The sequence below is a fragment of the Paragemmobacter ruber genome, from assembly GCF_009908315.1.
GTDB lineage: Bacteria > Pseudomonadota > Alphaproteobacteria > Rhodobacterales > Rhodobacteraceae > Paragemmobacter > Paragemmobacter ruber.
The window spans coordinates 374090-393527 of sequence record NZ_JAAATW010000002.1 but is presented as its reverse complement, the minus strand read 5'-3'; the positions used below and the strand labels follow the sequence as shown (position 1 = coordinate 393527).

Annotated in this window: 18 protein-coding genes; 6 read left to right on the top strand and 12 right to left on the bottom strand. The window is 66.8% G+C overall.

Annotated elements, in window-relative coordinates; genetic code table 11:
* Positions 1–47: 47 nt before the first annotated feature.
* From GU920_RS10275 to GU920_RS10265, 3 genes are all read left to right on the top strand, one after another.
* Positions 48–1940, top strand: a complete 1893-nt coding sequence (locus GU920_RS10275) for a propionyl-CoA synthetase (protein ID WP_161766929.1) — start codon at positions 48–50, stop codon at positions 1938–1940.
* A 132-nt stretch (positions 1941–2072) separates the two neighbouring features.
* Entirely contained in the window at positions 2073–2450 is a 378-nt protein-coding gene (locus tag GU920_RS10270) for a hypothetical protein (protein WP_161766928.1), read from the top strand.
* Positions 2447–3958 carry a sigma-54-dependent transcriptional regulator gene (locus GU920_RS10265; RefSeq protein WP_161766927.1) on the top strand — a complete coding sequence of 504 codons (1512 nt, stop codon included), beginning with the start codon at positions 2447–2449 and terminating at the stop codon, positions 3956–3958. The genes GU920_RS10270 and GU920_RS10265 overlap by 4 nt, the downstream gene beginning before the upstream one ends.
* A 71-nt stretch (positions 3959–4029) precedes the next feature.
* Here the strand turns inward: GU920_RS10265 and GU920_RS10260 are convergent, their stop codons facing one another.
* From GU920_RS10260 to GU920_RS10250, 3 genes are all read right to left on the bottom strand, one after another.
* Positions 4030–5421: a PepSY-associated TM helix domain-containing protein gene (locus GU920_RS10260; protein WP_161766926.1), complete on the bottom strand. Its 1392-nt coding sequence runs from the start codon at positions 5419–5421 to the stop codon at positions 4030–4032.
* 60 nt (positions 5422–5481) lie between these two features.
* A complete protein-coding gene (locus GU920_RS10255) occupies positions 5482–5868 on the bottom strand; it encodes a hypothetical protein (protein ID WP_161766925.1) in 387 nt (128 codons plus the stop codon).
* Between the two features lie 196 nt (positions 5869–6064).
* Complete coding sequence (locus tag GU920_RS10250; protein WP_161766924.1) at positions 6065–6832, bottom strand: NAD kinase; 768 nt, start codon at positions 6830–6832, stop codon at positions 6065–6067.
* A 233-nt stretch (positions 6833–7065) separates the two neighbouring features.
* Between GU920_RS10250 and glyA the strand changes: the two genes are divergently transcribed.
* Positions 7066–8361, top strand: coding sequence for a serine hydroxymethyltransferase (glyA, locus tag GU920_RS10245; protein ID WP_161766923.1), 1296 nt, complete (start codon positions 7066–7068; stop codon positions 8359–8361).
* A 206-nt stretch (positions 8362–8567) separates the two neighbouring features.
* Complete coding sequence (locus tag GU920_RS10240) at positions 8568–9287, top strand: hypothetical protein (RefSeq protein ID WP_161766922.1); 720 nt, start codon at positions 8568–8570, stop codon at positions 9285–9287.
* A 97-nt stretch (positions 9288–9384) separates the two neighbouring features.
* On the opposite strand, the gene GU920_RS10235 is transcribed toward GU920_RS10240, so the two are convergent.
* Positions 9385–9747 (bottom strand): hypothetical protein, encoded by a 363-nt coding sequence (locus GU920_RS10235; RefSeq protein ID WP_161766921.1) that lies wholly within the window; start codon positions 9745–9747, stop codon positions 9385–9387.
* Positions 9748–9840: 93 nt separating this feature from the next.
* Between GU920_RS10235 and GU920_RS10230 the strand changes: the two genes are divergently transcribed.
* Positions 9841–10626 carry an alpha/beta fold hydrolase gene (locus GU920_RS10230; protein WP_161766920.1) on the top strand — a complete coding sequence of 262 codons (786 nt, stop codon included), beginning with the start codon at positions 9841–9843 and terminating at the stop codon, positions 10624–10626.
* 28 nt (positions 10627–10654) lie between these two features.
* On the opposite strand, the gene GU920_RS10225 is transcribed toward GU920_RS10230, so the two are convergent.
* Genes GU920_RS10225 through GU920_RS10190 form a run of 8 tightly spaced genes read right to left on the bottom strand, consistent with a single transcriptional unit; the run spans position 10655 to position 19408 of the window.
* Positions 10655–12388 carry a hypothetical protein gene (locus GU920_RS10225; RefSeq protein ID WP_161766919.1) on the bottom strand — a complete coding sequence of 578 codons (1734 nt, stop codon included), beginning with the start codon at positions 12386–12388 and terminating at the stop codon, positions 10655–10657.
* An 8-nt stretch (positions 12389–12396) separates the two neighbouring features.
* Positions 12397–13515, bottom strand: a complete 1119-nt coding sequence (locus tag GU920_RS10220; RefSeq protein WP_394351554.1) for a protein-glutamate methylesterase/protein-glutamine glutaminase — start codon at positions 13513–13515, stop codon at positions 12397–12399.
* Complete coding sequence (locus GU920_RS10215) at positions 13512–14357, bottom strand: CheR family methyltransferase (protein ID WP_235933221.1); 846 nt, start codon at positions 14355–14357, stop codon at positions 13512–13514. Before GU920_RS10215 ends, GU920_RS10220 begins: the two co-directional genes overlap by 4 nt.
* 31 nt (positions 14358–14388) lie before the next feature.
* Positions 14389–14880 (bottom strand): chemotaxis protein CheW, encoded by a 492-nt coding sequence (locus tag GU920_RS10210; protein WP_235933219.1) that lies wholly within the window; start codon positions 14878–14880, stop codon positions 14389–14391.
* A 10-nt stretch (positions 14881–14890) separates the two neighbouring features.
* Positions 14891–16555, bottom strand: coding sequence for a methyl-accepting chemotaxis protein (locus GU920_RS10205; protein ID WP_161766915.1), 1665 nt, complete (start codon positions 16553–16555; stop codon positions 14891–14893).
* 11 nt (positions 16556–16566) lie between these two features.
* Positions 16567–17055 carry a chemotaxis protein CheW gene (locus tag GU920_RS10200; RefSeq protein ID WP_161766914.1) on the bottom strand — a complete coding sequence of 163 codons (489 nt, stop codon included), beginning with the start codon at positions 17053–17055 and terminating at the stop codon, positions 16567–16569.
* Complete coding sequence (locus tag GU920_RS10195) at positions 17052–19043, bottom strand: chemotaxis protein CheA (protein ID WP_235933218.1); 1992 nt, start codon at positions 19041–19043, stop codon at positions 17052–17054. Before GU920_RS10195 ends, GU920_RS10200 begins: the two co-directional genes overlap by 4 nt.
* On the bottom strand, positions 19043–19408 hold the full coding sequence (locus GU920_RS10190) for a response regulator (RefSeq protein ID WP_161766913.1): 366 nt from the start codon (positions 19406–19408) through the stop codon (positions 19043–19045). The genes GU920_RS10195 and GU920_RS10190 overlap by 1 nt, the downstream gene beginning before the upstream one ends.
* Positions 19409–19438: the final 30 nt, after the last annotated feature.

Below are 19438 nucleotides of genomic sequence, written 5' to 3'. Positions count from 1 at the left end.
GCCCTGCCGTCGCGTAACAAACCCCATCTCTTGGGAGGGGGCATAAGATGGCATACCGGGAACTCTACGCGAAATGGAAAGCCGATCCCGAAGGCTACTGGCTCGACGCCGCCGGTGCGATCGACTGGGTGGAACGCCCCACCAAGGCGCTCAACGCATCTCGCGCGCCGCTCTATGAATGGTTCACCGAGGCCCGCGTGAACACCTGCTGGAACGCCGTGGATCGCCACGTTGCCGCTGGACGCGGCACGCAGGCGGCCATCATCCATGACAGCCCGGTGACCGGGACGAAACACACCATCACCTATGCCGAACTCAAGGACCGCGTCTCCCGCCTTGCCGGTGCACTCCGCGCAAGAGGCGTGGAAAAGGGCGACCGCGTCATCATCTACATGCCCATGGTGCCCGAGGCGCTGGAGGCAATGCTCGCCTGCGGCCGCATCGGCGCGATCCATTCCGTCGTGTTCGGTGGCTTTGCCGCCAACGAACTTGCCGTCCGCATCGACGATTGCACCCCCAAGGCGATCATCGCCGCCTCCTGCGGAATCGAACCAACCCGCGTCGTGCATTACAAGCCGCTGCTCGATGCCGCCATCGACATGGCCAGCCACAAGCCCGCCTTCTGCGTGATCCTCCAACGCGAACAAGAGGTCGCCAAGCTGACCGAGGGGCGCGATCTGGATTGGCACGCCTTCCAATATGGCGCGACCCCCGCCGATTGCATCCCCGTGGAAGGCAACCACCCCGCCTATATCCTCTACACCTCTGGCACCACCGGCGCGCCCAAGGGCGTGGTCCGCCCCACCGCAGGCCATCTGGTCGCGCTGGCCTGGACGATGCGCGCCATCTATGATTGCGGCCCCAGCGATGTGTTCTGGGCCGCCTCCGATGTGGGCTGGGTCGTGGGCCACAGCTACATCTGCTATGCCCCCCTGATCGCGGGCTGCACCACCATCGTCTATGAAGGCAAACCCGTCGGCACCCCCGATGCCGGGGCCTTCTGGCGGGTGATCAGCGAACACAAGGTCCGCGCCTTCTTCACCGCCCCCACCGCGCTGCGTGCGATCAAGCGCGACGATCCCGAAGGCCATCTGGTCAGGCACTACGACCTGACCAACCTTCAGGCCCTCTACCTCGCTGGGGAACGCGCCGATCCCGATACCGTCAACTGGGCGGGTCACCATCTGGGTGTGCCGGTGGTCGATCACTGGTGGCAGACCGAAACCGGCTATGCCATCGCGGCCAATCCCCTTGGCATCGAACAACTGCCCATCAAGGTGGGCTCCCCCTCTGTCGCCATGCCCGGCTTCGATGTGCAGGTGCTCGATGAAGGCGGCCACCCGGTCGCCCCCGGCCAGCTGGGCGCCATCGCGATCCGGCTGCCTTTGCCCCCCGGCACCCTGCCCACGCTCTGGAACGCTGAGGACCGCTTCCGCAAATCCTATCTCTCCCATTTCCCCGGCTATTACGAAACCGGCGACGCAGGCTATATCGACGAAGACGGCTATCTCTACATCATGGCCCGCACCGATGACGTGATCAACGTCGCCGGCCACCGCCTGTCCACCGGCGCGATGGAAGAGGTGCTGGGTTTCCACAAGGACGTCGCCGAATGTGCCGTGATCGGCGTGTCGGATGACCTCAAGGGCCAGTCACCCTTGGGTTTTCTCTGCCTCAACAAGGGCTGCACCCGCCCGGCCGAGGACATCGTGAAGGAATGTATCACCCTCATGCGCGAAAAGATCGGCCCCGTCGCCGATTTCAAACGCGCCGTCGTGGTGGACCGCCTGCCCAAGACGCGATCGGGCAAGATCCTGCGCGGCACCATGGTCAAGATCGCCGACGGTCAGCCCTTCAAGATGCCCGCCACCATCGACGACCCGGCGATCCTGGACGAGATCCGCGCCGCGCTGCAATCCCTGGGCCTCGCCCGGGGCTGACACGGCCGCTTCCCGCCGCCTGCGCCCATGCGACACTGGACAACCCGCCCCGCGCGGGTAGTCTTGCGCCATGACAAGCGCAGCGCCGCCGCCCATCCCATACCGTTTCCCCCCGGCCGGAGCCTGCCTCCGATGACCGCGCCCGATCCGCATGACATCCTCGGCGACAGCACCGCCCTGCGCGATTTGCTGGCCATGGCCGGCCCCGAGACGGCCCCCCGCATCCTGCGCCAGATGCACAGCGACCTCACCGCCTGTGCCGGCCTGCTGGCCCCCGCGCTTGCCACCGGCGACCGCGCCACAATCCGCGCCCAGACCCATGTGCTGATCGCGCTGGCGGGCACCATCGGCGCCATGCGCCTGCACACCTGCGCCATCGACCTGAATGCCGCCGCCCATGCCCAAGACCCCGTTGCCATCGCCGCCCAGAGCGGCCCGTTGATGGCAGACCTGACCGGCCTCGTTGCCCTGCTCGCCAGCCGCCTGCCCAAGGGTGAAGCCGCCGCATGACCGACCTGCCGCCGCTTCTGCTGATCGAGGATACGCCCTCCCTCCAGATGGTCTATCGCTCTGTCCTCACCAATGCCGGCCACAGCGTCCGCAGCGCCAGCACCGCCGACGAAGGCCTCGCCGCCTTTCGCCAAAGCGGGGCAACCGTCGTTCTTCTTGACCTGATGCTGCCCGACCGTGACGGCCTTGAACTGATGCAGGAGATGCTGACCCTGCGCCCCGAAACGCTGGTCATCGTCATCACCGCCAATGGCTCGATCAACAAGGCGGTCGAGGCGATGCGCGCCGGCGCCTACGAATTCCTCGTCAAACCCTTTGACGAAACCCGCTTTCTCGGTGCGGTGGAAAATGCGCTGGCCGGGCGCGGCGCCACCCGCCGCCCCACCGCCCCCGCCACCGGTCAGGGCGCCGACCTGTCGCCACGCCGCCCGGCGGCGCCGCTCGCCGCGCCCCGCCCCGCCCAACCAACCGCCCTGCCACCCACATCAGGCCCAGCCACGCTGTCCGCCGCCTCCCCCCTGCCAGCCAACCCCCTGCCAACCAGCACCTTCGTCGGCTCGTCCGACGCGATGGCCCGCATCCACGCCAAGATCCGCTCTGTCGCGCGATCCATGGCCACCGTCTTCATCACCGGCGAAAGCGGCACCGGCAAGGAACTCTGCGCGCTGGCCGTCCATGACCATTCCCCCCGCGCGGCAGGCCCGTTCATCGCGCTCAACTGCGGTGCCATCCCGCAGGACCTGCTGGAATCCGAAGTGTTCGGCCACATGAAAGGCAGCTTCACGGGCGCCATCTCCGACAAGCCCGGCGCCGCCACTGCCGCCGATGGCGGCACGCTCTTTCTCGATGAAATCTGCGAAATGGCCCCCGCGCTGCAGACCAAGCTCTTGCGCTTCCTGCAGACCTCCACCGTCCAGCCCGTTGGCGCCACCCGCCCGCGCAAGGTGAACGTCCGCATCGTCTGCGCCACCAATCAGGACCCGCTCGTCGCCGTCCGTCAGGGCCGTTTCCGCGAAGACCTTTACTATCGCCTGTTCGTGGTGCCGATCCACATGCCCGCCCTGCGCGAGCGTGGCGATGATGTGATCGAGATTGCAGAAGAGGCGCTTGCCCGCTTCGCCGCCGAGGAAGGCCGCCGCTTCGATGGCCTCTCGCCCGAGGTGGCCGCCCTTTTCCGCCGCCTGCCCTGGCCCGGCAACGTGCGGCAGCTGCTCAATGTCATCCGCAACATCGTTGTCATGCATGACGGCGGCCTTGTCACGCCCGCGATGCTGCCCGCCATCGTCACGGACGACCCGCCCGCCCCCGCGCTCGCCGCACCCTACACTCCGGCCCAGCCCGAGGCCGCGGCCGAGGCGTTGGTCGGCCGCCCGCTGGCCGAGGTGGAGCGGATGATCATCGAGGCCACGCTGAAGCGGTTCGAAGGGTCTGTCCCCAAGGCCGCCCGCGTCCTCGACTTGGCCCCCTCCACGCTTTACCGAAAGATCGACGGCTGGAAGGACCGGTAGGATGGGCAATGCTGCCCATCCTACGCACCATGCAAGGTAGGATGGGCAGCATTGCCCATCCTACGCCGGCCTCACGACAGGACCCGCCGCAAGGCAGGCACCTGCCGCAGCAGCAGAAGATCCAGCACGATCACCGCCGCGATCGCCACGCCCCCAAGCGGGAAGGCCACGCCCAGCACCACAATCAGAGCCGCCGCCCCCCACCAGACGGCCTGCCCCTTGGGCGCAGGCGGCGCGGCAAGGCGGAAGGCCCCCTCGGGCCGCCGCTTCCACCACATCACCAGCCCCGACACGGGCAGGAAGATCATCGACAGGCAGAACACCGTGTTCAGCGCCAGGTTCCACACCCCCATGTCACCCTCATGGAAGGCGATGCCATAGGCCATCGCCTTGGCCCAGGGCGAATAGTCGGCATAGCCCACATCGGCCAGCACGTTGCCTGTGTACTGGTCGATATGGATCGTCCGATCCGCGCTCGGGTCCGGCCCGTCATTCGACATGCTGTCATGGCTGATCGTCCAGACCCCGGTCGCATCCCCGGGCAGGGCCAGCTGGAAGCGCCCGTTGAACCCCAGGCCCCGCGCATAGGCCACCACACTGTCGATCGTCACGGTCCCGTCCACAGCGGCCGCGCCGGCGGCTGATCCGCTTTCCGGCAGGGGCGTCTGCTCCAGCCCCCAAGGCACCTCTTTCGCCGCGCCATGATTCATATCGGCATGGGTCTTGTCCGACAGCGGCACCGCATCCCACTTCTCTGCCGGAAAGGTGGACCAGGCCTGCACCATCTTACCGCCCCAGATGCCCGCCCAGCTCAGGCCGGAAATCAGAAACACCAGCAGGATCGCCGACATCCACATCCCCACCGCACCATGCAGCGCCTTCCACGCCCCGCGCGACGAAAGGGTGAGCTTCGGCAACAGCGCCGCGCGCCATGTGCCGCTGCGCCGCGGCCAGTGCAGCCAGACCCCGGTCACCACCATGATCACACCCAGCGACGCTGCGGCCTCGATCAGCCAATCGCCCAGATCCCCGATCAGCAGCGTGCCGTGAATTTCGGTCGCAAAGTCATACCACCCTGCGCGCCAGGGGAAGGTCTGCACCACCTCGGCCGTGTAGGGGTTCACGAGGACGGTCACATCCCCGGCCTCGCCCGTCACCTGAAACACCGCGACGCGATCCGCCCCGCGCGGCTCGATATAGGTGGCGGCCACACCGCCCGGCACGGCCGCCTCTGCCGCCGCCTCCAGCGCCGATACCGCCAGCGGCGCCGTCCCCGGCACAACCGCCGTCCGTTCGCCGTTGATCTCGGTCATCGCCGATATCCACAACATGATCAGGCCGGTCACCGCCAGCATGATCAGGAAGGGAAACACGTAAAGAGAACTGTAGAAATGCCAGCGCCATACCGTGAAGTACCGCCGCTCCGTCGCCGTCCGGGCGACATCTTCCGTCGTGGAAACCATCTTGGTTCCTCCTTGTCCATGAACCGGCCGCCGCACCGCGCGGCAGCCTGAAAGATCGGGTCAGGAAAGAAGGAAAACGGGCGGCCCCCGCACCGGGGGGCGATGGCTGGACCGCAGGTCTGCATGGTTGCGCCCGACTGCGGGGCCCAGTGTTTCGACAAGCCGCATCGGCGCAGGCAGGACCCGGGCGGTGGCCGCCAGGGCGGCCATCCCCTTTTGCAGCACGCAGGCCGGACATTCGATCTGGCCATGGTCACCATGCCCGGTCTCGCTGCCTTCGTGGCACAGATCTGCAAGCGACCCGCCCGCCGCGACAAAGGCTGCCAAGGCCGCCGCCGCTTCGGGCCGCTCCAGCGGCCGATGCGCCGCACCTGCCCCGGCCAGACCAAGGGCCAAGGTCAGGGCCATCACGGCCCGCAGCAGCCAGGGAAACCGCGCCAATACCATGGCGGCAGCGCTAACGCGCCGCGCCGCACGGATCAAGCGGCAATACGCCGCGCGCCGACGTGCCCCCCCAAATGGCGCGATTAACGGCAGCTTTCGCGACCGCGCGTATGCACGCCCGTCTGCACGCCGCGCTGCATGCCGCCCGGCACGTCCAGAAACGTCCATTCCGCCGTATTAACCCAGCGTCCGCATGAACTTAGACGAACTGTTCGTTGATCAGCCGCTCTTCCAGCCCATGCCCCGGATCGAACAGGATGCGATGCCGTACCGCAGGCTCTGACCGCACTTCCACGCTCGCCACCGCGCGCACCGATCCCCGGCTGTCGGCATCCGCCATCACCGGCCGCTTTGCCGCCTCCAACACCTCGAACCGCACCACCGCCGCCTTGGGTATCAAGGCGCCCCGCCAGCGCCGCGGCCGGAACGCCGCCATGGCCGTCAGCGCCAGCACATCCGCCCCGATGGGCAGGATAGGCCCATGTGCCGAATAGTTGTACGCCGTCGATCCCGCAGGCGTCGCCACCAGCGCCCCGTCGCAGACCAGCTCTTCCATCCGCACCCGGCCATCCACGCTGACGCGCAGCTTCGCCGCCTGCGGCCCGGCGCGCAGCAGGCTCACCTCGTTGATGGCCAGCGCCTCATGCACCGCGCCCTCGACATCCACCGCGCGCATCCGCAAGGGGTTGATCCCCGCCTCCTCTGCCGCGGCCAGACGCTCTGGCAGATCGCCCGGCTGATAGGCGTTCATCAGGAACCCGATGGTCCCGCAATTCATCCCATAGACCGGCAGCGCCATCGCCTGCGTCTCGTGCAGGGTCTGCAACATGAAACCGTCGCCCCCCAGCGCCACGACCACATCCGCCGCCTCCAGCGCCACCTGTCCATAGCGCGCCGTCAGTACGCGCAAGGCCTCTACAGCCGCCGGCGCGGACGAGGCGGTAAAGGCTATCCGTCTAAAATCCATCGGGAATCCCCCCCTCGCGCGCCGCCCGCGCCGCACCATCCTTGCGGGCGGGACGCGGCAAACTCAACCCCGCACGGGGCTCCGGCCCCGGCTTTCCGATCCGACCCATCCGTTCCGATCCGCACATTTATTTCGCAGCGGCCTTGATTGAGGTCGTTTTCCTGCCTTCCCGCACGGTCCCCATTGCGCTATCTGCAACCCAAGCCCGCACAGTTCCGCCATGAGGAGAGCCCATGAACGCCCCCCACCGCGACACCGGATTCTTTACCGAACCGCTTGCCATCCGCGATGCCGAACTGTTCGGCGCGATCACCAAGGAGCTTGGCCGCCAGCGGCACGAGATCGAACTGATCGCCTCTGAAAACATCGTATCCCGCGCCGTGATGGAGGCGCAGGGGTCGGTCATGACCAACAAATATGCCGAAGGCTATCCCGGCAAACGCTATTACGGCGGTTGCCAATATGTGGATATCGCGGAAAACCTCGCCATCGAACGCGCCTGCAAGCTGTTCAAGTGCGGCTTTGCCAATGTTCAGCCGAACTCGGGTTCGCAGGCCAACCAGGGCGTATTCCAGGCCCTGCTGCAGCCCGGCGACACGATCCTGGGCATGTCGCTCGATGCGGGTGGCCACCTGACGCATGGCGCGGCGCCCAACCAGTCGGGCAAGTGGTTCAAGGCCATCCAGTACGGCGTGCGCAAGCAGGACCTTGAACTGAACTATGATCAGGTCGCGGAACTGGCGGCCGAGCACAAGCCCAAGCTGATCATCGCCGGTGGCTCGGCCATCCCGCGCGTGATCGACTTCAAGAAGATGCGCGAGATTGCCGACAGCGTCGGCGCCTATCTCCTTGTGGACATGGCGCATTTCGCGGGCCTCGTGGCGGCGGGCCTCTACCCCTCGCCCTTCCCGCATGCCCATGTCGCCACCACCACCACGCACAAAACCCTGCGCGGGCCGCGCGGCGGCATGATCCTGACGGACGATGAAGCGCTGGCGAAAAAGTTCAACTCGGCCATCTTCCCGGGCATTCAGGGCGGCCCGCTGATGCATGTGATCGCCGCCAAGGCCGTGGCCTTTGGCGAGGCGCTGCAACCCGGCTTCATCACCTATCAGAAGCAGGTCATCGCCAATGCCAAGGCGCTGGCGGATGAGTTGATGAAGGGCGGGCTCGACATCGTCACCGGCGGGACGGACACGCATCTGATGCTGGTGGACCTGCGCCCCAAGAGCGTGAAGGGCAACGCCACCGAAAAGGCACTGGGCCGCGCCCACATCACCTGCAACAAGAACGGCATCCCGTTTGACACCGAAAAGCCCACCATCACCTCCGGCGTTCGACTGGGCACCCCCGCAGGCACGACGCGCGGCTTTGGTGAAGGCGAATTCCGCCAGATCGGCCGCTGGATCACCGAGGTCGTCGATGGCCTTGCCGCCAATGGCGAAGACGGCAACGCCGCGGTCGAGGCCAAGGTGAAGGCCGAGGTCGAGGCGCTCTGCCAGCAGTTCCCGATCTATCCGGGGCTGTAAGAGAAAATATAGGCAGAGGGCGGGCGAACTGTTCGCCCTCTGACACCACAACTATTTCCATTCCATACTTTCGTTCTTTGAAAACTGTATTGCCGCTGATAACCAAAATTTAACTTTTTATGCGCAATCCGCTCGCGACAAAAGCGACCAGCATTAATTTGTTTTGACAACGGCTTATCTGCTGACATGCTGACGCCATGTCCAGAATGGCAGTTTTCTTCCTCATGTTATCACCGCTGCCGGTTCTTGCGGAAAGCTTCTCAATCACTGAAATACCCTACAAGGAAGTTGAGGAATTCACGACCGATGTGATTGATTTTGAGGGCGCGCCCATGACTGGGTCTGTCCTGAAACTCGGAAACGGCGTGGCGTTTGGACAACATTTTGAAGGCCAATCCATTTCGCGCAGGCAGGATGAATTGCTTGACTGGCGCTATATCCTCGAAACAGCGGAACCTGATACTCCGCTTTCAGCTTCCTCCTCCATGGGTACGCCATCGCTTACAACCGAATGGGACGGTCATTGGGGATCGACGGCGCTGCATGGGATCGGACCGTCCATAGGAACAAGATCGGGCCGGGTCCTCGGGCGCGGTACGATCGCAATCCGCTTTGATCCCCCGGTTTGCTTTGTCGCCTTTCGCACCGCGATTGATGGCATGTCACGTTACAAGAACGTCGCTGACTCGGTTCTCAGGGGAAAATCCGAAGGATCCCTCAACATACGTTTCTACACGGACGACGCACGCCAGATTGCTTCATTCATGCGAAATCGCAATCCAGAAGGTCCAATTGAAATAGGGTACATGCAGGCAGGTCAGGCAGAAGCGCAAATCGCGGGAATTCTTCTGCAAGGATATGATCTGCATGGCTTTGCCATTGACGATATCCGCTTCGATCCTGTCTGTCCCCTCAAACTCTTCTAGGGCATCGCAGACAATCAGCGTGCCGGTCTGGATTTCTTCCTCAGCGGCGCGGCGGCTCTGCCACGAATGTCCAATTGCGTGGGGGTCAGATGCCCACTCAGATCACCCCGGCGAAGGCCAGCCCGACATAGATCAGCAGTCCCGACAACACCAAGGTCAGCCCGCTTTGCAGCGCGCTGCGCACGGGCGGCAGGCCGGGCGTGATCGCCTGCAAGTGGCGCAGGCAGGTGCGATAGTCGTCGTCAAAGCTGTATTCGTCGATCTCGGTCATGTCGCCGACCCGCGCCTTGCGCTCGGCCATGACGATGCGCCACCCGGCCTGACGCACCTCTGCAGGCAGCATCCGCCCGGCCCGGCCCAGCCGCGCCTCAAGCGACGTCCCATTGACGCCAAGCTGTTCCTCAAGCAACTGCGAGATACGGTTGGCCTTCTGCAGGATGATGATGGCGATGGCAGACATTTCACACCCCTTAACGGATTGTGGCAGGATAGCGGCAAGAAAGGGGCGGAAAAAGCGCTCGTCCGGAAACGGACGGGGTTGAAACGGGAAACAATGCTGAACCTGATCCACCACCCCGCAAGCCAGACCCCGACCCAGGCCCCCCTCGTCATCGCCCATGGCCTGTTCGGTTCGGGCCGCAACTGGGGCGTGATCGCGCGTCGTCTGGCCGATATCCGCGATGTCCATGCCGTGGACATGCGCAACCATGGCGACAGCCCCCGCGCCGCCAGCCACGGCTATCCCGATCTAGCCGCCGATCTGGCCGAGGTGATTGCCCATATCGGCGCGCCCGTCGATCTTTTGGGCCATTCCATGGGCGGCAAGGCCGCCATGCAGCTGGCCCTCACGCAGGGCGACCTGATCCGCCGCCTCGTCGTGGCCGACATCGCCCCTGTCGCCTATACCCACGACCAGAACCGCAACGTCGATGCGATGCGGGCGCTCGACCTCACCCGCATCGCCACCCGGGCCGAGGCTGACGCCGCCCTCGCCACCCGCATCGACGATCCGGCCCTGCGCGCCTTCTTCCTGCAATCGCTGGATTTCCGCGCCTCCGACGGCCCGCGCTGGCGGCTCAACCTCGATGTGCTAGAGGCCGAGATGCCAAAGATCGTGGGCTGGCCCGGCACCCAAGGCCAGTTCGACCGCCCCGCCCTGTTCCTGACCGGGGCCAACAGCCACTATGTCCGCCCCGAACACCGCGACACGATCCGCGCCCATTTCCCCGCCGCGCGCTTTGCCCGCATCCCCGATGCCGGGCATTGGCTGCACGCCGAAAAACCGCGCGAGTTCGAGGAAACGGTGCGCATCTTCCTCGACACGCCCGCCCGCGCCTGACAGTGGGACCGGCCCAGCCGGCAGGGCGTCAGAAGAAGATATCGTCCAGCAGATCCTCTTCCTTCGCCGGGGCTGCCGGTGCGGCGGGCGCGTCTTCCCCCCCCGTGGCGGCCGTCACAGGTGCCGTCATGGGTGCCGTCATGGGCCGCGCAGCCAGCCCCGCGCCCGTGATCCGGTCGAAGATGTCGCGCTCGGCCTGCATGGTGCAGCGCCCGCGCAAACGGGCCAGCACCGCCGTCGCCGCATCCTCGGGCGCAAAGGGCAACGCAGGATCGGGCAGCATCAGCCGCCGCAGACCCAGCGACGTGCCCAGACGCGCCACATCGCCCAAGGCCTCGCGGAACTCGCCCAGACGCGCCGCCGCCTGCCCCAGCCGCGCGGGCAATTCCCGCCCCGCCGCATCGAAACCCTGCGCCGTCTCTGCAACCACCGCGCCGATGGCCCCCATCGCCCGGTTCAGCGCCTCGGCATCGCCGATGAAGCCCGACAGCGCCTGTTCCAGCCGGTCCACGCCCGCCTGCCCCGCCTCATGCGTGTGGCTGCGCGTCTCGGCCAGATTGACCTGCAGGCGCTGCACGATGGCATCGCTTTCATCCGTCAGCATCCGCAACCATTGCGCCAATTCGCGCAGCGACCGGCCCTCTTCGCCCAGCTTGGCGCAGATCAGCACCGCATTCAGCCCCGACAGCCGCACCTGCTGCGCGATCTGGCGGATCGTCGCCTCGTGCCGCAGGATCAGATCCAGCCGCCCGCCCAGCGTATCGGCCCGCTCGCGCATCCCCACCAGATGCCGCCGCACCCGCGCCAGACTGGCCTCCAGCCCCTCGGCATCGCCCGCCGTCCGACCGGCCCCGTCACCACCCGCCTGCGCGAAGTAGAACTGCCGCGCCGCCTGCATGGCCTGCGCGGCCCGCGTGCGCACCTCGTCCAGCGCGGCGACGGATATGCCGATCTCGGCATCGGCCTCGTCGCGCGCGGCCAAGGCCAGCGCGCGCGCCAGATCCACCAGCACCGCCTCCAGCGCCGCATCCACCGGCGGGATCGCGGCCCCCAGCACCTCTTCCACCCGCTCCAGCCGCTGGCGCGTCGAATCACCCGTCTGCAGTGCGGTCACCAGACGGGACACTTCGGAAAAGATCGCCTTCATCCGCGCCGCCAGTTCCGCGCTCATCCGCGTCATCTCGGCCCGGCCGTCCTGCACGCGCTGCGCGATGGCGGCAAAGCGGCTCAAAGCGGGCAGCACCCGTTGCAGCAATTCCTGCCGCAGGTCCTGCAGCGCGGCCTCCATCGCGCCCATGTCCTGCCCGATGCCGCCCATGGCATCCTTCACCTCTTGCAGGATCGTTTCCGCCTCGGACGACATGCCTGCCAGCCGTTCGATGAACGAATTCACCTGCGGGCGCGGCGGCACCAGACCGTTGCCCTGGATGCGGGCGTTGATCGACACGTTCGAAATCGTGCGCACCACGCGGTCCAACTCGCCCACTTCCACCCGCACCCGCCGCACAGCGGCGCGCAGGGCATCGCTGTGCCGGGCGAAGCCGTCGAAATCGGCGCGGATCACCTCCATGTTGCCGAAGGTCTGGGCGATCAGCCGCGCCAGTTCCGCCCCGGCCTCGTCGCCCAGCGCATGATCCAGGCGGGCGAACTGCCCCTCGGTCGCGCGTAACGTGTCGATCCCGGCGGCCAGACTGTCCCCCGCCGTGACAAAGCTTTCCTCCGTGATCCGCAGCACGCGGGCCAGCGGTCCCTTTGCGGCCATGCCCATGCTCATCCTGCCTGCACCCCCGTCCTGTGGCGGCGGGCAAAGCCCATGATCGCCGCCGCCATCTTCTCCAGCGCCAGCGACTGCATCGCGCTGCCCATACGCACCGCCTCGCGCGGCATCCCGTAGACCACCGATGTCGCCTCGTCCTGCGCCACGGTCAGCGCCCCCGCCGCCTTCATCTCGCCCAGACAGCGCGCCCCGTCATCGCCCATCCCCGTCAGCACGATGCCCAGCGCATTGGCCCCCGCCGCCGTGGCCGCCGACCGGAACAGCACATCGACCGAAGGCCGGTGCCGACTGATGGCCGGTCCCGGCGCCACCACCACGCGATAACCCGACGGCAGCCGCCGCAGCATCATGTGCTGGTCGCCCGGCGCGATCAGCACCTCGCCCTGCGTCACGGTCGCGCCATCCACGGCCTCGCGCACGCGGACCTGACACAGGCTGTCCAGCCGCTTGGCAAAGGCCGCGGTAAAGCCCGCAGGCATGTGCTGCACGATGCAGATGGCGGGTGCATCTGGCGGCAGCGCGGTCAGGATCGTGCGCAGCGCCTCGGTCCCGCCGGTCGAGGATCCGATGCAGACGATGGGTTCGGTCAGGGGTGCCACCCGCGCCAGATTGGGCGGCGGCAGCATCTCATCTGGCGAAAGTTTCGGCCCCGGCGGCTTCAGCGCCGACCCCGCCGCCAACGCCGCGCGCGCCCCGCGCGACTGGCTGGCTGCGCGCAGCGCGTCGCAGATGCGCAGCGCCGCCTCAGCCCGCGCGGCGGCATCGCTCGCCTGCGGCTTCAGGATCACCTCTACCGCGCCTGCCTCAAGGGCGGCAAGGCTCTGCTCGGACCCGCGCGCTGTAAGCCCGGAACAGACCACCACCGGGATCGGGCGTTGCGACATGATCTTCTTCAGGAAGGTCAGCCCATCCATCCCCGGCATTTCCAGATCCAGCAGGATCACGTCGGGCAGATCCACCCGCATCATCCGCGCCGCGGCAAAGGCATCGGGCGCCGCCCCGCACACGCGCAGAGCCGGGTCGCTTTCGACGACCGACCGCAGCATCGCCCGGGCCGAGGTGGAATCATCGACGATCAGAACCCGCACCGGGTCCGCCGTTCCCGTCATCACGCATCCCCTTTCTGAAAGATCGTCGGGCGGATCTGCCGCAGCAGTGCATGGCGCACGACCATGCTCTCGGCATGTCCCACCATCAGATAGCCGCCGGGTGCCAGATGCCCGACCAGACGGTCGACAACCTTTTCCTTGTCGCCCGCATCAAAGTAGATCAGCACGTTGCGCAACAGGATCACGTCCACATCCCGATCCACCGGATAGGACGCATCCATCAGGTTCAGATGGCGGAACCGCACCCGCGCCCGCAATTCGGGCACCACGCGCGACTTGCCCGCCATGCTGGGCGCCGAGGAGTGCAGGAAATACCGCGCCACCAGATCGCGCGGCACCGTGGACAGCTGTTCGTTGGCATAGACCGCCGCCACCGCCCGCTCCAGCATCCGCTGGCTGATATCCGTGCCGAGGATCGCGAAATCGAAATCCCCGCGCCGCCGCCGCGCCTCTTCCAGCACCATCGCCGCCGTATAAGCCTCTGCCCCTTCGGACGAGGCCGCCGACCACAGCTTGAACCGCCGCCGCGCCGCACCGCCCGCCCCCCGATGACCCAGACGCTCGGGCAGGATCGTCCGCACCAGCTGATCGAAATGATCGGCCTCGCGGAAGAAGCTGGTGGTATTGGTGGTGATCAGGTCGATCACCTGCCGCAACTCGTCATCCGGCAGCGCGCCACCCAGCAGCTTTTCCAGATAGGCCTCGGTGCTGGGCAGTCCCGCCGCCAGCACCCGCCGCCGCAGCCGCTGGTCGATCATCATCACCTTGCTGGGGGGCAGGCTGATGCCTGTCAGCGACCGGATCAGATCCCGGAACCGGTCGCTATGCGTGGGATGGTCAGCCATCTGCATCTGGAAACCTCAGGCCCCGAACCCGTCAGGCCACGTCGGCCAAGGCCTGCGCACCCAGGGCCTGCGCGCCCAGATCAACCCGGTCGAACAGCCGGTCGAGGTCGATCAGGCTGACCACCTCGCCCCGGCAGCGCCCGATCCCGGCCACCGCGCTGCCGGTCCAGCCCAACAGTTCGGCCTCCGTCAGCGGCTTCACCTCGGCGTCGTCCAGCCGCGTCACCTCGATCACGCGGTCGGTCTTGATCCCGATCACCGCGCGCTCGGCCCCCTTGGCCAGCCAGACCACAAGGATACGGCTCTGCGTCGTATCCGCCGTCTCGGGCCGCCCCAGCAGGCGGCGCAGGTCCACCACCGGGATATTCTCGCCCCTCAGGTCGATGATCCCCAGCAGATAGGCGGGCGCGTTGGGCATCGCCGCCACCGGGCGCAGGTCAAGGATTTCCTGCACCCGGCTGACCGGCACCGCATAAAGCGCCTGATCCGCGTTGAAGGTGACGACATCGGCACTGTCGGTCATGCTTGCCTCCTCAGGCCGCGCTGCGCTTGAAATGTTGGTCGAGATCGTCATTCGCATCGCCCAGATCGAAATCGAACCCGCCATCGCTGCTGCGCGACCCCGCGCTGCGCACCCGGACGGCTGGCTTGACCACGGGCGCCTCTGCCCGCACCTCGGCCGTGGCGCCCAAGTCGCCTGCAACCTTGAAGAAGGCGATCGCCTCGGCCAGCGCATCCGCCTGGCTGGCCAGTTCCGTGGCGCTGGCCGACAGCTGTTCGGACGCGGCGGTGTTTTCCTGCGTGACCTTGTCCAGTTGCTGGATCGACAGGCTGATCTGGGCCGACCCCGTCGCCAGTTCGCGCGACGCGACCGAGATTTCGGTCACCAGCGCCGAGGTCTTCTCGATATCCGGCACCAGCCCCTGCAACATCTCGCCCGCGCTGGCCGCCGTGCGCACCGTCGCAGCCGACAGCGACGAAATCTCTGCCGCCGCCTGCTGGCTGCGTTCGGCCAGCTTGCGCACCTCGGCCGCCACCACGGCAAAGCCGCGCCCATGCTCACCCGCCCGCGCGGCCTCGACCGCCGCGTTCAGCGCCAGAAGGTCGGTCTGACGCGCGATCTCCTGCACGATCATGATCCGCTCGGCGATGGTCTGCATCGCGTCCACCGCATCGGCCACCGCCTTGCCACTGGCGCGCGCATCTTCGGCCGATTTCGACGCCATCTTTTCGGTCAGCGTCGCGTTCTCGGCGCTCTGCTTGATGTTCGCCGTCATCTGCTCCACCGCGGCCGAGCTCTCCTCGGTCGCCGAGGCCTGCTCCGTCGCGCCCTGGCTCAGCTCTTCCGAGGTGGAGGCCATCTGCGTCGACCCTGCCGCCACGTTGCGCACCGCGCCCGAGACATTCTCGACCACCTCGCGCAGCTTTTCGACCATGGCGCGCTGCGCCTTCAGCAGATCGGCGATCTCGTCATTGCCGCGCACCTCGGGCGACTGGCGCAGATCCCCGTCCGCAATCGCCGCCGCCATCGCGACCGATGCCTTCAGCCCGCGCGACAGCGCCATCAGCGTCCAGCCCGCCAGCACCAGCGCAAACAGCGCCGACAGGGCAAACAGCCCAACCATCGTGTTCCGGGCGGCATAGTAATCCGCGGCCGTGGTGTTCTCGTTCTCGACCACCACGTTCTTCACGATCGTCTCGATCTGATCCAGCACCAACAGGATTTCCTCGCCGGTAGCAGCCAGTTCCTGATGATACAGCGTATTGGCAGTATCGCCGTCACCTGCGAATTCGGCGGCCTTGATGCGCTCCATCAGCGCCTCGCCGTCGTCATGCAGCGTGGCGAAACGGGCCAGCAGGTCCAGAATGGCCGGATCGGTCGTCTGCGCTGCCAGCTGATCCTCCAGCGCGTGGATCTGCTCGGCCCTCTCCAGCAGCAGCGCCTCCAGCCGGGGGATATGGGTCTCGGGCGCGTTGGGCAGCCCGATCAGGATTTCCGACAGCGTCAACCGCTCTTCCTTGGACCGCGTCGCCAGATCCTGCAGCGTCATCAGTTGCGGGATGTCACGCTCCACCGTCTCCTGATAGCGTTCGTAGGAGTTCCCGAGATACGTCACCGCCAGCCCCGTCGATACACCCCAAAGCGCGAAGACAAGGCCGAAGGTGGCCACAAGTTTGGTCTTGATCGTCAGTCTCATGATTAGCTCCCTCAGAGCGGAACGGCCTGCGGCCGGTTGGCTAGGTTGGAAAAGATCTGTCCAAGATCGGGCAGCAGGACAAAGCCCTCTGTCCCCCGGTACAGACCGCTCAGGAATTCCGGCGGCCATGCGATCGCGGCGGCGGGCACCGGCTCGATCGTCTGCGTGTCAATCGTCGTCACCTCATGCACCGCATCCGCGGCCACGGCGACGGTGGCCGCCTCGCCCGCCACTTCGACATCCAGCACCAGAAAGCGGCGGCGGTCGTCCTGTCCCACGTCCGGGATGGCCAGCGCCTGCCCCAGATCGGCCAGCGGCACCACCGACCCGCGCACATTCACCACGCCGGGCACCTGCGACCCCGCCCCCGGCACCCGCGTCACCGGCAGGGGATCGAGGATCTCGCGCAGGAACCGCGTGGGGATGGCCAGCGTCTGCCGCCCCAGCGTCAGCGTCACCACCGTCAGCGTCTGCTCTGATTTCAGCTTGCTCATGCTCATGCCGCCATCTCCCGCATCTGCGCGCCCGCCTCGCCCGAGGCCCGGCCCATCCCCACCAGATGCGCCACATCGAGGATCAGCGCGACCGACCCATCGCCCAGGATCGTGGCCCCCGATACCGCGCGCACATCGGCGTGCAGCTTCGACATCTGCTTGATCACGGTCTGGTTGGTGCCGACGATCCGGTCCACCACGATGCCCACCCGCACCTCGCCCGACTGCACGATCACCACGTTCTGGGCCGCCCCGGGCTCGCCCGCGCAATCGAACAGCCGCCGCAGCCGCAGGAAGGGGACAAACCGGCCGCGGATATCCAGAAACTCTGCCGCGCCTTCGGCCACCGCCTTTTCGGGCGGCAGTTCCACGATCTCCTGCACGCTGGCCATGGGCAGCGTGTAGCGCTCGCCCGCCACCTCGATCAGCAGGCCCTCGATGATGGCCAGCGTCAGCGGCAGCCGCAGCGTCACGGTCGTGCCGCGCCCGGGCTTTGAATCGATCTCGATGCTGCCGCGCAGGCTGTCGATGGTGCGCCGCACCACATCCATCCCCACGCCACGCCCCGACAGTTCCGTGACCTGCTCCGATGTCGAAAAGCCCGGCTCGAAGATCAGCGCGAAGGTTTGCGCATCGCTCAGCACCGCATCCGCCGCGATCAGCCCCTTGGCCACCGCCTTGGCGCGCACCTTGGCGGCATCAATCCCGCGCCCGTCATCGCTCAGCCGGATCAGAACCTCGGCCCCTGCATGGACCGCCGACAACTCGATCAGACCCTCGCGCGGCTTCTCTGTCGCCGCCCGCTCTTCCGGGGTCTCCATCCCGTGGTCGATCGAGTTGCGCAGGATATGGACCAAGGGATCGGCCAGCTTTTCGATCACGGTCTTGTCGAGTTCCGTCTCCTCGCCGATGACCGAGAAATTCACCGGCTTGCCCAGCTTGTCAGACAGATCCATCACCAGCCGCCGGAAACGCCCGACGAGCGACCGCATCGGAACCATGCGCATCGTCATCGTCGCATCGCGCAGGCCGCCCGCCAGACGGGTGATCTGCTCTGCCGTGGCCATCAGCGCGGGATCGCGGCTCTGGCGCGCAAGCTCGGTCAGCCGGGCCTCCACGATCACCAATTCGCCCACCGAATCCATCAGCGCATCCAGCCGTTCCGCCGGAACGCGCAGCGTGGTGCCGTTCTGATCCGCCCGCGCCGCCGGCGCCGCCGCGCCCGCCGGGGCGGCCGGGGCAGCCGCACCTGTCGCGGGGCCTGTCGCCGCCGCCACAGCCGACACCGCCACCGGGGCCGCCGCCTGCACCGCAGGCTCCAGCCGCCATTCGGCATCGACGAAAAGGAACACCTCCTCAAGCTGCGCCGTGGTCACGCCCGCAGGCATCTCCATCGCCCAGCCAACCGCGCAGGCCTCCACATCCAGCCGGTCCAGCGGCGGCAGATCGGACAGGTCCGCCACCACCTGCGTGGCACCCAGCCCGCGCAACTCGTCCAGCACGATCTCGGGGCGCGCGCCCATCGCCAAGGCCGCCCCCGTCAGCCGGAACCACAGCCGCGACGGGCCTTCGCCCACCGCCACGGGGGCCTCATCCGCCCCTGCACCCTGGCCTTCCGCCACGGCCTCGCCCCCCATGATCGCGCGCAGGCCCTGCAGGATCGCGGCACGCTGCCCCTCGGGATCGGGCAGACCCTCGACCAGACCCGGGATCTCGTCCTTGGCCGCAAGGGCCAGACGCAGGATATCTGGCCCCGCCGCCAGATCGCCGGATCGGATCCGGTCGAACACCGTCTCGAACTCATGGATAAAGGCGGCAAGCTCGGTGAACCCGAACATCGCCCCGCTGCCCTTTACCGTATGCAGATCGCGAAAGACCTGATTGATCAGCCCCATATCCCCGGGCCGCGCCTTCAGGTCCAGCAGACCGCGTTCCAGACTTTCCAAAAGATCGCGCACTTCCTCGCGGAAGATGGCACCCATATCATCCATCATCAGCCCACTACCTTCTTGATCACGGCCAAGAGCTTGTCCTGCGTGAAGGGCTTCACCATCCAGCCCAGCGCCCCGGCCTCGCGCGCCTGCTGTTTCAGCCCCTCTTCGGATTCGGTCGAAAGCACCACCACCGGCACCCCCTTGCCCTGCGGATGCTGGCGCAGCGCGCGGATGAAGCTCAGCCCATCCATGTTGGGCATGTTCTGATCGGTGATGATCGCGTCGAAGGGCTGCGCCAGCGCCTTGGTCAACCCGTCCTGCCCATCCACCGCCTCGGTCACGGCATAGCCCGCCTCCTGTAGGGTCATCGCGATCATGCGCCGGATGGAAGGCGAGTCATCTACGGTCAAAACGCTTTTGGACATGGTTCTCTCTGTTCCGTCTCGATCTTGTGG

Excerpts from the sequence above, each read along its gene's own strand:
- GU920_RS10265 (WP_161766927.1), top strand. The coding sequence starts at position 2,447 with ATGACCGACCTGCCGCCGCTTCTGCTGATCGAGGATACGCCCTCCCTC.
- glyA (WP_161766923.1), top strand. The coding sequence starts at position 7,066 with ATGAACGCCCCCCACCGCGACACCGGATTCTTTACCGAACCGCTTGCC.
- GU920_RS10250 (WP_161766924.1), bottom strand. The coding sequence starts at position 6,832 with ATGGATTTTAGACGGATAGCCTTTACCGCCTCGTCCGCGCCGGCGGCT.
- GU920_RS10200 (WP_161766914.1), bottom strand. The coding sequence starts at position 17,055 with ATGAGCATGAGCAAGCTGAAATCAGAGCAGACGCTGACGGTGGTGACG.
- GU920_RS10190 (WP_161766913.1), bottom strand. The coding sequence starts at position 19,408 with ATGTCCAAAAGCGTTTTGACCGTAGATGACTCGCCTTCCATCCGGCGC.
- GU920_RS10225 (WP_161766919.1), bottom strand. The coding sequence starts at position 12,388 with ATGGCCGCAAAGGGACCGCTGGCCCGCGTGCTGCGGATCACGGAGGAA.
- GU920_RS10275 (WP_161766929.1), top strand. The coding sequence starts at position 48 with ATGGCATACCGGGAACTCTACGCGAAATGGAAAGCCGATCCCGAAGGC.
- GU920_RS10230 (WP_161766920.1), top strand. The coding sequence starts at position 9,841 with ATGCTGAACCTGATCCACCACCCCGCAAGCCAGACCCCGACCCAGGCC.
- GU920_RS10210 (WP_235933219.1), bottom strand. The coding sequence starts at position 14,880 with ATGACCGACAGTGCCGATGTCGTCACCTTCAACGCGGATCAGGCGCTT.
- GU920_RS10195 (WP_235933218.1), bottom strand. The coding sequence starts at position 19,043 with ATGATGGATGATATGGGTGCCATCTTCCGCGAGGAAGTGCGCGATCTT.
- GU920_RS10270 (WP_161766928.1), top strand. The coding sequence starts at position 2,073 with ATGACCGCGCCCGATCCGCATGACATCCTCGGCGACAGCACCGCCCTG.
- GU920_RS10215 (WP_235933221.1), bottom strand. The coding sequence starts at position 14,357 with ATGGCTGACCATCCCACGCATAGCGACCGGTTCCGGGATCTGATCCGG.
- GU920_RS10260 (WP_161766926.1), bottom strand. The coding sequence starts at position 5,421 with ATGGTTTCCACGACGGAAGATGTCGCCCGGACGGCGACGGAGCGGCGG.
- GU920_RS10205 (WP_161766915.1), bottom strand. The coding sequence starts at position 16,555 with ATGAGACTGACGATCAAGACCAAACTTGTGGCCACCTTCGGCCTTGTC.
- GU920_RS10255 (WP_161766925.1), bottom strand. The coding sequence starts at position 5,868 with ATGGTATTGGCGCGGTTTCCCTGGCTGCTGCGGGCCGTGATGGCCCTG.
- GU920_RS10240 (WP_161766922.1), top strand. The coding sequence starts at position 8,568 with ATGGCAGTTTTCTTCCTCATGTTATCACCGCTGCCGGTTCTTGCGGAA.
- GU920_RS10235 (WP_161766921.1), bottom strand. The coding sequence starts at position 9,747 with ATGTCTGCCATCGCCATCATCATCCTGCAGAAGGCCAACCGTATCTCG.